Origin of the sequence: Shimia sp. CNT1-13L.2 (assembly GCF_024331145.1) — a bacterium.
Taxonomy (GTDB): Bacteria; Pseudomonadota; Alphaproteobacteria; order Rhodobacterales; family Rhodobacteraceae; genus Shimia.
This window is the reverse complement of sequence record NZ_JANDJO010000001.1, coordinates 17,798-31,583: the sequence shown is the minus strand read 5'-3', so window position 1 is coordinate 31,583 and position 13,786 is coordinate 17,798. Positions and strand designations below refer to the sequence as shown.

Below are 13,786 nucleotides of genomic sequence, written 5' to 3'. Positions count from 1 at the left end.
TCCGGCGCAGGTTGTTGGCGACAACAGGTGCGTGAGACGGGAGGCCCCTGCATGGGTAACGGTGATATTGGTGTTTTCGGTTTGGGCACCATGGGCAGCGCCCTTGCGCTGAACCTTGCGGAACAGGGATTTCGGGTCGCGGTTAGCAACCGCGAGGCCGAGTGGATTGGCGATTTCGTCAAGGAGGCCGGTACCCTTTCGGAACGGATTGTGCCTTGCGAGACATTGCCAGAGCTTGTTGCGGCGCTGGCGTCGCCGCGGGTCGTGTTGTTCATGATCCCGTCGGGCGCACCGATGGATGCGATGATCGAACAGGTCGCGCCGCTTTTGGAGGCGGGCGACACGATCATTGATGCGGGCAACGCGGATTTCAACGATACACGGCGGCGGTCGGCGGCGTTGCAGGCCCGGGGGCTGCATTTCGTTGGCATGGGCGTGTCCGGTGGCGAACGCGGCGCGCGGCACGGGCCTTCGATGATGGTGGGCGGCACCGGCCATAGCTGGCAGCAGCTGCGCCCGATGGCCGAGGCGATTGCGGCGCGGTACGAAGGGTCGCCCTGTGTGGCGCATGTCGGGCCGGATGGGGCGGGGCATTTCGTCAAGACCGTCCACAACGGCATCGAATATGCCGATATGCAGATGATTGCCGAGGTTTACGGCCTGTTGCGCGATGGTGCAGGGCAGGGTGCGGAGGAAACTGGCGCGATGTTCGGGCGCTGGAATGCGGGCGCGTTGCGCAGTTACCTGATCGAGGCGTCGGCGGCGGTCTTGTCGGCGGTGGACCCCGCCAGCGGCAAGGCGATGGTGGATGTGATCGAGGATCAGGCGGGCCAGAAGGGCACCGGACGCTGGACCGTGATCGAGGCGCTCAAGCTGGGCGAGTCGGCCAGTGCCATCGAGGCGGCGGTGGGTGCGCGGGGCTGGTCTTCGATGAAAGAGACCCGCGAGACGGCGGAAACCGTGTTGTCGGGGGGGGCGTCGGAAGCGATTGTGCCGGACGAAACCGAGCTGGCAGAGGCGTTTGAAGCGGCGCGTATCCTTGCCCATGCGCAGGGGTTTTCGGTGATGCAGGCGGCGTCTGAACAGTTTGGCTGGGGATTGGACCTTGCGCGGATTGCCGAGATTTGGCGGGAGGGGTGCATCATTCGATCGGCCCTTTTGGATGATCTGGCAGAGGCGTTGCGTGGATCGTTGCCGCATGGCGCGCTGGTTCTGGCGCCGGATATGGCCTCGCGGCTTGGGGGCACGGTTCCGGCCCTGCGCCGGGTGGTGGGGGCCGCGGTGGCGGCTGGCCTGCCGGTGCCTGCGATGAGTGCCTCGCTGGCGTGGTACGACAGCCTGCGGCAGGCGCGGGGGACGGCCAACCTGATTCAGGGGCAGCGCGACTTTTTCGGGATGCACGGGTTTGCCCGGATTGGTGAAGAGGGCAAACATCACGGTCCTTGGTGGGATTGACCCAACCGGACCTTGGATGGAAAATGGGCCCGCCTTGGCAAGGACGGGCCCGATTTCGGTTTAGTTGATGACCGCGTTCAGGATCAGGAAGATGGTGCCTGACAAGAGCGCGGCGGCCGGAACGGTGATCACCCAGGCGGCCACGATGGTCATGAAGTGGCTGCGGCGCACCAGCTTGCGGCGGCGGCGTTCTTCGGGCGCGATCCGCTTGGTCTCGGGACGCGCGGCGGCGGATTTGCGCAGGCGGCGTTCGGCGTGCCATTCACGGAAGAAACCGACCCCGAAGACACCGCCGACGGCGATGTGGGTCGACGATACCGGCAGGCCCAGCCAGGAGGCCACGATCACGGTGATGGCTGCCGACAGGGCGACGCAGTAGGCGCGCATCGGGTTCAGCTTGGTGATCTGGCTGCCGACCATGCGGATCAGCTTGGGGCCGAACAGGAAGAGGCCGAAGGAAATCCCGAAGGCACCGATCACCATGACCCACATCGGGATGGCAACCTTGCTGGCCAGTTCGCCGAACTCGGAAGCGTGCACGATGGCGGCCAGCGGGCCGACCGCGTTGGCGACGTCGTTGGCACCGTGGGCAAACGACAGCAGCGCGGCAGAGAAGACCAGCGGCAGGCCGAAGAGTACCTTGAGCGACTTGTTGCGGTTCTCAAGGCCTTCGGATTGCTTGCGGATCAGCGGGGCGGTGATGACATAGGTGATGGCACCGACGACGAGACCGATGGTCAGGGCGGTGGGTAGGTCGATCTTGACCACGCGCTTCAGGCCCTTGAGCGCAAGGTAAGAGGCGAAGGCCGCGGCCATGATGCCGACGAGAACCGGAACCCAGCGGCGGGCGGCGGCGATCTTGTCGTCCTGGTAGATGATCTTGGCCTTGATGAAGGCAAGGAAGGCGGCGGCGATGGCCCCGCCAAGGACGGGCGAGATGACCCAGGAGGCGGCGATTTTGCCCATGGTGGGCCAGTTCACGGCGGCGAAACCGGCGGCTGCGATACCTGCGCCCATGACGCCCCCGACAACCGAGTGGGTGGTCGAGACCGGAGCACCAACATAGGTGGCAAGGTTGACCCAGAGCGCCGAAGAGATCAGCGCGGCCATCATGGCCCAGATGAAGATCTGCGCATCGGCGATGCCGCTGGGATCAATGATGCCCTTGGAGATGGTCGAGACCACGTCGCCGCCCGCAAGCAGCGCGCCCGCGCTTTCGAACAGGGCGGCGATCACGATGGCACCGCCCATCGTCAGGGCGTTGGCCCCCACGGCGGGGCCCATGTTGTTGGCGACGTCGTTGGCGCCGATGTTGATGGCCATGTAGGCGCCGAAACCGGCGGCGGCGATCACAACAAGGTTGGAAGGGTGGTTGCCAAAGAAAACGCCTGCGGTGATGCCGGCGAGAACGATGAACACCAGCGCGATGCCGAGGCCAACCATCGGGCGCGAGACATATTGCGTTGCGGTTTCGAGGTGGGAAAAGCGGTCGAGGTCGCGATCAAGCGTTTCCAGGTGATCGGCGTCGTTGGGTGGTTGTGTGCTCACGGAATCGTCCCCTTGTGCAGCATGTTGGCGCCGCCGTAGGGCAGAGACCCGAGCAAATCAACCCGAGTGTCATAAAATTGTCATAAAAGTGTCACAATTGGCGCAGCAGTTGTTTCAGCTCCGGTTCGTTCACCATGTTGGCGGCCTCGTCGGGGCTTACCCATTTGCGCTTGCGTTCGTGGGCTTCGGGATAGCTGTCGGTGAGGCGCTGGACCTTGATCGGGTAGACGAGGGTTTCAACACGGACCGGCAGGCCGGTCTTGAGTTCCTTGTCATAATCGTAGGTGCCGAGGGCCTCGGAGGTGGCCTCGCCTTTCTTGACGCCAGCTTCTTCCCAGGCTTCCTGAAGCGCGGCCTCAGATGCCGACTTGCCGTCAATCGGCCAGCCTTTGGGGATGATCCAGCGGCCGGTGTCGCGGCTTGTGACCAGAAGAACCTTCTTGTCGGCCCCTTCACCGCGATAGCAAAGGGCCGCCACCTGCATCCGCTTGGGGCGGCGCAGCATCGGGGCGACCACATTGGTCAGCGCGTTTTTCAAGGCGTCAGTCATCGGATCAAAAAGGTGTCTGCTCGGGTCATGTTTTTCGTTGTATCGGAAATGTATATACATTGTCCTTACGGAACTTCAACCCCATCCCCTTATTTTGTTGGGGATCAGCGATTTCGCCGTTTTGCGCGCAGGGTTGGATCGGCCTGAGTCGGGTCTTCGGGCCAGGGGTGTTTCGGGTAACGGCCGCGCATATCCTTGCGCACGTCGTCGTAGGAACTGGCCCAGAAACCGGGGATGTCCATCGTGGTTTGCACCGGGCGTCCGGCAGGTGACAGCAGGGTGACACGCAGCGGGGTGTTGCCGACCATCGGGTGTGTGACCTGTCCGAACATCTCTTGCAGGCGGAGCGAGATTTCGGGGTGTTCGCCGGAATAGTCGATGGGGATCTTACGATCGAGCGGCGTTGTGAAATGGGCGGGGGCCAGACGGTCGAGCAATTGCATCTGGTTCCAGTCAAGCCGCGCGCGCAGGGGTTCGAGGAGGTCGAACTTTTTCCAGTGATCGGCGGTCTTGACGCCCGAAAGATTCGGCAGGAGCCAGTCTTCTATGCTCTCAAGCAGGGCCTCGGGGGACATGTCGGGCAGGTCGTGGCCGGCCTCGCGGATCAGATCGACGCGGGCGACAAAGCGGCCGGCCGCGTCCGAGAGGGTCAGGCCGAGATCGCGGACGCCATCTAGCATCGCGGTGGCGACGGCATCGGCGGGGGCGTCTTTCCAGATCCTGTCATCAAGGGCGATTGCGCCAAACATTTCCTGCCGGCGGGCGATGACGCGGCGCTCGCGTTTCGACCATGTGCAGTTGTCCTGCCATGCGATCTGATCGGCAAAGAGGCCACGGATTTCCGCCTCGGAGATCTGGATGGCCTGCCGGATGCGGGCTTCGCGAGGATTGCCGTCGGTGTCGGTGACCACGATGAGGCGGGTGCTTGCCAGCGGGTCGCCTTCGTCGAGGATGGCCCCCTTGCCGCCGGAAAGGATAAAGCGCGGGGCGTCGCCCTTGCGGTGCAGGCCAATGCGGTCGGGATAGGCGAGCGCGGCCATTTCGGCGGCGTTGAGGGGCGCGGCGTCCTTGGTCTTGGCTGTCCTTGCAAGGCGTTTCGCCTCGTCGCGGATACCGTGCAGGGCGGCGCGGTTGACCTGATAGGGGCGACGGTCGGTGAAGGCCTTGAGATTGCCAAGGGCCTCAAAGCGCAGGGAGAGATCAACCGGCGCACCACGGCCCAGGGGATCGCGGGCGGCCAGGAGGGCGGCGAGGGGCGCGGCCTGTGACCCTGCGATGGCCAGCATGTGGGCCAGACGGGGATGCAGCGGGATGGCCGCGAGAGCGCGGCCGTGTTCGGTGATACGGTTCTGGGTATCGAGAGCGCCCAACATTCGCAGGACGGTCTGCGCCTCGGCATAGGTGCCGGGGTTTGGCTGGGTCAGAAAGGCGAGGTCTTCGGGCTGCGCACCCCAGAGCGCTAGTTCGAGGGCGAGACCCGTCAGGTCGGCGGCGTCGATCTCGGCAGGGGGGAAGGGCAGGAGCGCGCCTTCTTCGCCTTTGGTCCAGAGGCGGTAGCAGGTGCCTTCGGCAACGCGACCGGCGCGGCCCTGTCGCTGGGTGGCCTCGGCGCGGGTGACGCGTTCGGTGACAAGGCGGGACATGCCCGAGCCGGGATCAAAGCGCGCGCGGCGGGCGCGGCCTGCGTCGACGACAACGCGGATGTCCTGAATGGTCAGCGAGGTTTCCGCGATAGAGGTCGCGAGCACCACCTTGCGGCCAGTTTCGGCGGGTTTGATGGCGGCCTGCTGGTCCTTGAACGGCATCGCACCAAACAACGGGCGCACTTGGCAATCGGCGGGCAGGTTCAGAAGCGACTGGGTACGGCGGATTTCGCCTTCGCCGGGCAGGAAGACAAGCACACCGCCTTGGGTTTCGTCGACCGCCCGTGTGATCAGGCGGGCCGTGGCCTCTTCGAGGCGCATGGTTTTCGGGGTGGGGGTCTCGAGCCAGCGGGTTTCGACCGGATAGGCGCGACCCTCGGAGGTGATGACCGGCACGTCGCCCATCAGCTTTGCCACGGGTTCGGCATCGAGCGTTGCCGACATGGCCAGCAGGATGAGGTCATCGCGCAGCGCCTCGGCGATTTCGAGGCAGAGGGCGAGGCCAAGATCGGCGTTGAGGGATCGCTCGTGGAATTCGTCGAAGATCACCGCGCCGATGCCCGAGAGTTCGGCGTCTGACTGGATCATGCGGGTGAGGATGCCTTCGGTGACAACCTCGATACGGGTTCTTGCGCTGACCTTGCTTTCGCCGCGCACGCGGTAGCCCACGGTTTCGCCGGGTTTCTCACCCAGGGTTTGCGCCATGCGTTCGGCGGCGGCGCGGGCAGCGAGGCGGCGGGGTTCAAGCATCAGGATTTTGCCCGAGGTCAGATCGGCATCGCGCAGGGCAAGCGGCACGACGGTGGTTTTGCCTGCACCGGGGGGCGCTTGCAGAACGGCACGTCCCCGATCGGTGAGGGCCGTGATCAGGGGGGCGATGGCGTCGTGGATGGGTAGGGTCGTCATGATGCCCTTATCCGGCAGGGGCGCGGGCGCGTCTAGTCCCGCCGTACAAGGGTGGCCGGGCCGTGGCGGCTGCGCAGTTTGAGCTTGGTGGGTCGCCAGAGGGCACCGTGGGGTTCGTAGATCACCGAGAGCGGGGTGATGGGCATTTCCTTGAGTTCTTCGACGCTGTAGCCGCCGAGGCGGTGATAGGTGCCGGAACAGATGATGCGGGAACTGCGCGTTTCGCGGGTTGTCAGGGTGATTTCGACAAGGCGCGTGCCGTCGAACTGGCGCTGTTTCAGCGAACATAGCGTGTCGGCGGGGCGATCCTTCAAAGTGAGCCAGAGCATCGTCAGCGGGTCGATGGCACCCTTCAGGGCCGCGTCAGAGATGGGGCTTGCCGGTGTCTGGTCGCCCTTGGTTTTGCGAGGGGTAGGGCGAGAGAAGTCCACGACGGTGCGCGACTGGCGGCGGCCGGTGTCGATGTCGCCTGAATAGGTGTGGGGGGTATAGGTCGACCTTTCCCGCGTGCCGCTGGTCGTGATGTCAAAGCGGATGCGAGCAAGAACGCCAGCCAGGCCGGTGGTCTTGAACGTGGCGTTGCCGGTGTAGGTGCCGGTGTCTTCCTTCATATGGACGCCAAGTTCACCGACCTTGATGCCAAAGGCATGGGCGCTCCAGGTCTGGGTCTCTTCGGCGAGGGCCGGGGTGGCGAGGCCCAAAATCAGTGCGGCGCATCGAAGCGCTGCGCTTAGGTGGCGGGAATTGGGTAGACAAGCAAACTTGGAACAAGGCATGTAAACGATCAGCATGAAAAGGGGCGCGCGACGCGCCGGAGGACACGGGAACCGTAATGGACATCGCACAGCTGCGTGACAAGATTCTTAAACAGGATCGCCGGGCCTTGGCGCGGGCGATTACCTTGGTGGAAAGTGGGCGCGAGGATCATCGGGCGCAGGCCAGCGAATTGCTTGAGCAACTGCGCGGCAGCGGCAAGCAGGCGCTGAGGATTGGTCTGTCGGGTACGCCGGGTGTGGGCAAATCGACCTTTATCGAAAGCTTTGGCACCCTGCTTACGGACAAGGGGCTGCGCGTGGCGGTTCTGGCGGTGGACCCATCGTCGGCACGTTCGGGAGGATCCATCCTTGGCGACAAGACCCGGATGGAGCGGCTTTCGCGCAACAAGAACGCCTTTATCCGCCCGTCGCCCAGCCAGTCGCACCTTGGTGGTGTCGCCCGGCGGACGCGCGAGGCTGTGGCACTGTGCGAGGCTGCGGGCTTTGACGTGATTCTGATCGAGACCGTCGGGGTCGGGCAGTCGGAAACCGTTGTGGCCGAGATGTCGGACCTGTTCCTGTTGTTGCTGGCACCGGCGGGTGGTGACGAATTGCAGGGGGTGAAGCGCGGCATCATGGAGATGGCGGACGTGATCCTTGTGAACAAGGCGGATGGCGATCTGAAACCCACCGCCATCCGCACCTGTGCCGATTATGCCGGGGCTTTGCGTCTGTTGCGCAAACGTCCGCAAGACCCGGCGGATTTCCCGAAAGCCATGACCGTGTCGGCAATCGAAGAAGACGGGCTTGAGAAGGCCTGGGAAGAGATGCAGGCGCTGAGCGGGTGGAGACGTGACAACGGCCACTGGGATGCCCGTCGAGCGGCGCAGGCGCGGTTCTGGTTCGAGGAAGAAGTGCGGCAGGGTCTGTTGGCCAAGTTGCTGCAGTCGCCGGCGCGGGAAGCCATGGCCGATCTGGCCATCGAGGTTGAAAACGGCGACGCGACGCCCAGCCGTGCCGCGCGCAGGATGCTGGAGGAGCATCTGGCCTCATGACGGCAGAGGGGCGCATCCTTTTTGACGGGGATCGCCTGCGGGCGACCCTTTTCAACGCGGACGCCAAGAAGTTGATCGTGACCTTCCGTCAGCGGGTGGCCGAGGATGGCGTGTTCTCGGAGAGCACGCCCGTACAGCGCTTTGTGAAACGCGGATATGCGCACCTGCACCTGCAAGCGCGGGTGAATGACTGGTATGTCAACGACGAAACCGGGGCCTTCGAGGCGCGGATTGCCGAGATCGCCGATCCGTACAGACGGGTTGTGGCGACCGGGTTCTCGATGGGCGGTTTCGGGGCGATGCGCTTTTCCAAGGCGCTGGGCGTTCAGCACTGCATCCTGATCTCGCCGCAGTTCTCGATTGCGCCCAAGGTGGTGCCCAAGGATCGGCGGTATCGTGACAGTGCGGATGGATTTGATCCGGTGCTGGGCGATGTGGCCTCGCGGGCGCGGCGGGGGATGCGGGGCGTGGTGCTGGCCGATCCGTTCCGGCCGCTGGATATCTACAATGCGCAGATGATCCTGCGGGCCTTTCCGAAGCTGCGACTTTGCCGGCTTGGCTGTGGCGGGCATCCGGCGACGCGGGTTCTGGGCGAGAGCGGTGGTTTCAGCCGGGTTCAGGGTCTGTTGCTGTCCGGACAGGTCGATCCTGCGGACATCGTCGCAATGCACAGGGCGGGGCGCAGGGAATCACCCACCTATTGGCGACACCTGTCGGAGAATGCGGAAAAGCGCGGACATGCGGCGCTTTCGGCCTTTGCTGCTGCGAAACATGGGGAAATGGGACGGGAAACCCCTTGAGAGTGGTGGACGGGCGGCCCTTCAATAGGTACATGGGCCTGTGCTTGAAGATTCATTGTCCTGAATCACTTGACGGCACACCGAATACGGCCTAATGACGCCGAACAAAATTCCGGGCGCTGCGCTTGGCGGCGCCCATTTCCTTTGACGGGGTACGTTCCCCGTGGACCGTAAAACGAGGATGTACCCATGTCGCGCCGTTGCGAACTGACCGGAAAAGGCCCGATGACTGGCAACAATGTCAGCCACGCCAACAACAAAACCAAGCGTCGTTTCCTTCCCAACCTGAACGACGTGACCCTGCAATCTGAAGCTCTGGGCCGTGGCGTTAAGCTGCGCATCTCGGCTTCGGCTCTGCGTTCGGTTGACCACCGCGGTGGTCTGGACGCGTTCCTGGCAAAAGCCAAGGATGCAGAACTTTCGGCAAACGCGCTGAAAATCAAAAAAGAGATTGCAAAAGCTCAGGCCGCAAACGCCTAAGTTCTTGTTAATCGGACAGTGAAGACGGCCCCGCCTGAGTATGATCAGGCGGGGCTGTTTCGTTTTGTCGCTATACATTCCCGCGCTGGAGTGCCTATATCTGCGGCATGATCCGTTTGCGTGCTTACATCGCGATTCTGCTGGTATCTGTGCTGGTGATGACCGGCCACAGCATGGCGATTGCGCGCGGGATGCCCACTGCGTCCGGCTACATGGAACTCTGCACCGGGACTGGACCGGTCATGGTGCCCATGGATGCCGAGGGCAATCCGACGGGTCCGGCTCATATCTGTCCGGAGTTCAGCCTTTCCCTTTTGGATGCCGTTGCGCCTGTCCCTGCGCTGGCAGTTCCCGTGGAAAGCCGAGGGCGGAGGATTGGAGCAGCCAAGGACGTGACCTTCCGGGTGATTCGACCGGTAGATGCGTCGGCGCGTGCCCCACCGATGTTTGGCTGAGCCCGTTTTGGGCCATTTTCCAAACGCACTCCCCCCAGAAAACCTACTGAAATCTACGAGAAGACAGGAGAGACGTTATGTCCTTCAAATCCCTTGCCATGGCCACCGTGGCCGCTCTTGCCATTGCTGCACCTGCCCTTGCCGAAGGCATCATGGTCAAAGATCCCTATGCGCGCGTTTCGGCGAAGATGTCGAAGTCGGGCGCGGCGTTCATGGAAATCATGAACCACGGCGATGCCGACGACCAGCTGATCGAGGCCCGTTCGGACGTGGCCAAGCGCGTTGAACTGCACACTCACAAGGAAAACGCCGATGGCGTGATGCAGATGCTGCATGTCGAAGAGGGCTTTGCCATTCCGGCACATGGCGCGCATATGCTGCAACGTGGCGGTGACCACGTGATGTTCATGGGCCTGACCCAGCCGCTTGAGCATGGTGACGTCGTGAGCGTGACCCTCGTGTTCGAAAAGGCCGGTGAAGTGGTTGTTGAAATCCCGGTCGATCTCGAGCGCAAGCCGAAGCACGGCATGAAGATGATGAAACATGACCACGGCAACATGAACAAGCAGACCAACTGATCCTGTTGCACAGTGTATCTGGAAAGGCCGGGCGGGCGCGTCCGGCCTTTTCGCGTTTTAGCGGGACAGTTCCTGATCCACCCAGCGCGGCACGATCTGGGTGGCCGGACCAAAACAGGTTTCGGCAAAGTCCGACACCCGTGACGAGGGTTCGAGGTTGAGTTCGATGGTGTGCGCCCCGTTGATCGCGGCCTCCTGTACGAAGGCGGCGGCCGGATAGACCTCGCCCGAGGTGCCGATTGCGACGAAGGTGTCCGCGGTGGCGAGGTGCTGCCAGATGTCGTCCATGTGGTAGGGCATTTCGCCGAACCAGACGATGTCGGGGCGCGTGGCCAGGGCGCCGCATTCGGGGCAGGTGTCGGTCTTGTGCATGTCGCCGGGGGCCGGCCAGCGGTGATCGCAGGCGGCGCAGAGGGCACCGGCGAGGATGCCGTGCATGTGCAGGACGTTCTTTGATCCGGCCTTTTCATGCAGCCCGTCGACGTTCTGGGTGACGATCAGGACTTCACCGGGGTGGTCGCGTTCCAGACGGGCCAATGCTTCGTGGGCGGCATTGGGCGTGGCGGTGGCGGCCTGCTGGCGGCGGGCGTTGTAGAAGGCGTGCACGAGATCGGGGTTGCGATGGAACCCTTCCGGCGTGGCAACATCTTCGATGCGGTGCTGCGCCCAGAGGCCGCCTTCGTCGCGGAAGGTTCCGAGGCCGCTTTCGGCGGAAATTCCGGCGCCGGTCAGGATGACGATCTTGTCGTGGCTCATTGGACGTTCCCATATGTGTTAGGCATGTCGCCATGGTGTCCGAGGGGGCGTCAGGCGGCAAGAGGTGTTGACGTCGCTGTCTGCATCCGCAACACCAAGGAAAAGGAGTTTTTCATGGCGGAATGGATCGCGGCAGAAAAGCGCGGGCGCAACGTGCGCATGTGGGCCATGCCAGAAGGCGCCCCGGTGGAGGATGCGATGGGAACGGTTGTGATGGTGGGCGGCGATGGCGCCCCGCGTCGCGCGGTGCCCTGCAAGGCAATCCCCGAAGGATTGGTGCCCGGTGCGGGGGGCGGCTTCCTGTTTCCCGCGTTGGAGTGGGAAGGCCAGCCCAGCGACGGGGCCGAGGCGCGTATCGCAGGGTTCGCGGCGCGGGATGATCGCTGGGACGGAGTCCTGTGCATCGTTGGCGAAAGCACGGTCTGGGCGCATATCAGCGCCGGTGAGGTGATTTCCTTCCAGCGTTTCGTGACCGCGCGGTTGGCGGCGGCGATCGACGTGTCCGAGATGTGGGATGATATCAAGCTGCGCGAGGCGATGGCCGATGCGATGGCGCGGCCCGAACGGCTTGCGGCCTATGTCGCGCGGGCGGGCGATGCGGGCACGCTCTGGGGCGCTTTGCTTGGGGCGGAACTGGCTGCGGCGAAACCTTATTGGCTTGGCCAGCAGGTTGTGGTGATCGGCGAAGGGCGCGCTGCCGAGGCGCTGGCTGGCGGTCTGGCCGGGCAGGGTGTGCCGGTGATGCGGGCCGACGATACCGACATGGTTCTGGAAGGCATGAAGGCGGCGGTTGCCGCACACGGAGGCGTGGCGTGAAGGTTCTGTTTGTCTGTCTCGGCAACATCTGTCGCTCGCCCGCTGCCGAAGGTGTGTTCCGGGGCATGAGCGACGTTGAAACCGACAGCGCGGGGACCAGCGACTGGCATGCCGGAGAGCCGCCCTACGGGCCGATGCAGGTGGCCGCCAAGGGGCGCGGCTATGACATCAGCGATCTGCGGTCGCGCCTGTTTACCTCTGCGGATTTTGGCCGGTTTGACCTGATCATCGGGATGGATGCTTCGAACATCGCCAATATGGAGCGGCTGCGCCCTGCGGGGAACGAGACGCCGATCCGCCTGTTTACCGACTATGCGCCGGAGCGCGGTGTGGACGAGGTGCCGGACCCCTATTACACCCGCGACTTTGACGGGGTGCTGGACCTGATCGAAGACTGCGCACGTGGGTTGAAGGCGGCGATCTAGGGTGCTGGCAGGCGCAGCCCGGCGTTGCCGCCGGGCAGTTCCATTCCAAACTTCTTGGACGTGACTTAGCCGTCGATCAGGCGCAGTTCGCCTTCCAGCCACGGCAGATTTTTCAAACCCGGTTCGATGATGTGGGTCTGGATCAGGCGGCGCATGGTCTGGCTGACGTCGCGGGGGACACGGTCGGCCCAGTCGCTGCTGGCAAACAGCGAAATATTGCGGTGGAACGGCGCAAAGGGCAGGGGGTGCGCCTCGACCTGTTCGTGGAACCGGGTGGCGCGCATGTAGCCGAGCGGGGTGGTGATGGTCCAGCCGATGCCACGCGCCACAAGGGCCATCAGGGCAAGGTGGCTGCCGATTTCGAACCGATCGGGAAAGTCGAGCCGTTCGCGCGACAGGTGGGCATCGACCATGCGTGAAATCAGCTGTTCGCGTTCGTAGCGTACGAAGGGCAGGCTGTTGAGGTGATCGAGAGTGACACCGCCCGTCGGCAGCTGGCCGCGGGGGGCGACGATGATGAAGGGATCGCGGGCCAGCGGGTATTCGGTGACCCCGCTCAGAACTTCGCCGGTGCTGGCCGAGACCCCAAGGTGCAGGTCGCGGGTTTTCATGGCCTGGGTGATTTCATGGCTGGCGGCCGTGATCAGCTTGAAGCGGCAGTTGGTGAGGCTTTCGGCCAGAACGGTCACGAGGCGCGGCGTGAGGTCGTTGTCGAAGTCGTCGATGATTCCCATGTTGAGCGTGGTCAGATGGGACAGGTCCATCACTGACAACTCGGACTGGGCCAGACGCAGTTCGGACAGAACCGAGGTGGTGCGGGCGAGGAAGCTGCGCCCGGCCGGGGTCAGGCGCATTGGGCGTTTGCCGTGGTCCACGAGGTCTGCGCCAAGGGCGGCCTCCAGGTTCTTGATTTGCTGGCTGACAGCGGGTTGCGACAGGCCGGTTGCTTCGGCGGCCTGGGCGACCGAGCCGCTGTGGGCAAGGGCCTCGAAGACTTCGAGGCCGCGCAATGTCACACCTTTGGCGAGCATGTCCTGTTTCTCCGGATTCCGATTTTGTGAAACTACGGGCGTTCGGATGGCACGCTACACGCTTCGAAAATGGCGGTAAATAAATAGATTGCCCTTTCGCCGGGCGCGAAAGGGAGGATTGTTAGTTTAAGGTGGTTGAAAAGTGCGGGTTAGTTCAGATGCCCGCAGCTGGCGGCGAAGACGCTACCGAAATCCTTGTAGCGCAGCCAGAACCGTTCGTGGCTGCGGCGGTCGGACTGGCGGATTTCCTGTGCCTTGTGGGGGTCTTTGAAGAAGGTCGCGGCGAGTTTCTGATCGTTGCGTGACAGGCTTTGATCGGCGACCTGCTGCATGCAGCGGCACATGCGGCGCGAGGCGGCCTTGCGGTCGGACTTGTTGCAGGCGCGTGAAATGACGCCGGCCTCGACCGGTTCGGGCATGGCGGGAACTACGAATGCGGCCAGCAGTGCCGCGCACAGGATACGTTTCATGTTGTCTGCCTCGACTAGCGACCGCCGGCCTCGTGTTTTCACGATGTCCCGAAGATCAGAACC

The 13,786-nt window shown here is 63.7% G+C and carries 15 protein-coding genes; 8 read left to right on the top strand and 7 right to left on the bottom strand.

The window, feature by feature from the left end:
- Nucleotides 1-51 precede the first annotated feature (51 nt).
- Nucleotides 52-1,455, top strand: a complete 1,404-nt coding sequence (gndA, locus tag NNA36_RS00155) for an NADP-dependent phosphogluconate dehydrogenase (protein ID WP_255103106.1) — start codon at nucleotides 52-54, stop codon at nucleotides 1,453-1,455.
- 60 nt (nucleotides 1,456-1,515) lie between these two features.
- Here the strand turns inward: gndA and NNA36_RS00150 are convergent, their stop codons facing one another.
- The 4 genes from NNA36_RS00150 to NNA36_RS00135 all read right to left on the bottom strand — a co-directional run bounded on the left by NNA36_RS00150 (nucleotide 1,516) and on the right by NNA36_RS00135 (nucleotide 6,803).
- On the bottom strand, nucleotides 1,516-3,003 hold the full coding sequence (locus NNA36_RS00150) for an inorganic phosphate transporter (protein ID WP_255103103.1): 1,488 nt from the start codon (nucleotides 3,001-3,003) through the stop codon (nucleotides 1,516-1,518).
- A gap of 91 nt (nucleotides 3,004-3,094) precedes the next feature.
- A complete protein-coding gene (locus NNA36_RS00145) occupies nucleotides 3,095-3,553 on the bottom strand; it encodes an NUDIX hydrolase (protein ID WP_255103101.1) in 459 nt (152 codons plus the stop codon).
- 104 nt (nucleotides 3,554-3,657) lie between these two features.
- Nucleotides 3,658-6,102, bottom strand: a complete 2,445-nt coding sequence (gene hrpB, locus NNA36_RS00140) for an ATP-dependent helicase HrpB (RefSeq protein WP_255103099.1) — start codon at nucleotides 6,100-6,102, stop codon at nucleotides 3,658-3,660.
- 32 nt (nucleotides 6,103-6,134) lie between these two features.
- The gene (locus NNA36_RS00135) at nucleotides 6,135-6,803 is read right to left on the bottom strand and encodes a DUF3108 domain-containing protein (protein ID WP_255103097.1); all 669 of its coding nucleotides are present in this window, start codon (nucleotides 6,801-6,803) and stop codon (nucleotides 6,135-6,137) included.
- 131 nt (nucleotides 6,804-6,934) lie between these two features.
- Between NNA36_RS00135 and meaB the strand changes: the two genes are divergently transcribed.
- From meaB to NNA36_RS00110, 5 genes are all read left to right on the top strand, one after another.
- Nucleotides 6,935-7,912 (top strand): methylmalonyl Co-A mutase-associated GTPase MeaB, encoded by a 978-nt coding sequence (gene meaB, locus NNA36_RS00130; RefSeq protein ID WP_255103095.1) that lies wholly within the window; start codon nucleotides 6,935-6,937, stop codon nucleotides 7,910-7,912.
- Entirely contained in the window at nucleotides 7,909-8,712 is an 804-nt protein-coding gene (locus NNA36_RS00125; protein ID WP_255103093.1) for an alpha/beta hydrolase, read from the top strand. Before meaB ends, NNA36_RS00125 begins: the two co-directional genes overlap by 4 nt.
- A 189-nt stretch (nucleotides 8,713-8,901) precedes the next feature.
- Nucleotides 8,902-9,192 (top strand): 50S ribosomal protein L28, encoded by a 291-nt coding sequence (gene rpmB / locus NNA36_RS00120; protein WP_255103092.1) that lies wholly within the window; start codon nucleotides 8,902-8,904, stop codon nucleotides 9,190-9,192.
- 107 nt (nucleotides 9,193-9,299) lie between these two features.
- Nucleotides 9,300-9,647, top strand: coding sequence for a hypothetical protein (locus NNA36_RS00115; RefSeq protein ID WP_255103090.1), 348 nt, complete (start codon nucleotides 9,300-9,302; stop codon nucleotides 9,645-9,647).
- Between the two features lie 77 nt (nucleotides 9,648-9,724).
- Nucleotides 9,725-10,225: a copper chaperone PCu(A)C gene (locus tag NNA36_RS00110; protein WP_255103088.1), complete on the top strand. Its 501-nt coding sequence runs from the start codon at nucleotides 9,725-9,727 to the stop codon at nucleotides 10,223-10,225.
- Between the two features lie 57 nt (nucleotides 10,226-10,282).
- Here NNA36_RS00110 and NNA36_RS00105 read toward each other — a convergent pair whose 3' ends face one another.
- Complete coding sequence (locus NNA36_RS00105; RefSeq protein ID WP_255103086.1) at nucleotides 10,283-10,981, bottom strand: NAD-dependent deacylase; 699 nt, start codon at nucleotides 10,979-10,981, stop codon at nucleotides 10,283-10,285.
- A 114-nt stretch (nucleotides 10,982-11,095) separates the two neighbouring features.
- On the opposite strand from NNA36_RS00105, the gene NNA36_RS00100 reads away from it, so the two are divergent.
- Together NNA36_RS00100 and NNA36_RS00095 are read left to right on the top strand one after the other, a co-directional pair.
- Nucleotides 11,096-11,797, top strand: coding sequence for a 2-dehydro-3-deoxygalactonokinase (locus NNA36_RS00100; protein WP_255103084.1), 702 nt, complete (start codon nucleotides 11,096-11,098; stop codon nucleotides 11,795-11,797).
- The gene (locus NNA36_RS00095) at nucleotides 11,794-12,222 is read left to right on the top strand and encodes a low molecular weight protein-tyrosine-phosphatase (protein ID WP_255103082.1); all 429 of its coding nucleotides are present in this window, start codon (nucleotides 11,794-11,796) and stop codon (nucleotides 12,220-12,222) included. Before NNA36_RS00100 ends, NNA36_RS00095 begins: the two co-directional genes overlap by 4 nt.
- Before the next feature lie 65 nt (nucleotides 12,223-12,287).
- Here NNA36_RS00095 and NNA36_RS00090 read toward each other — a convergent pair whose 3' ends face one another.
- Entirely contained in the window at nucleotides 12,288-13,253 is a 966-nt protein-coding gene (locus tag NNA36_RS00090; RefSeq protein ID WP_255103080.1) for a LysR family transcriptional regulator, read from the bottom strand.
- A gap of 149 nt (nucleotides 13,254-13,402) precedes the next feature.
- A complete protein-coding gene (locus NNA36_RS00085; protein WP_255103078.1) occupies nucleotides 13,403-13,723 on the bottom strand; it encodes a hypothetical protein in 321 nt (106 codons plus the stop codon).
- Nucleotides 13,724-13,786 lie beyond the last annotated feature (63 nt).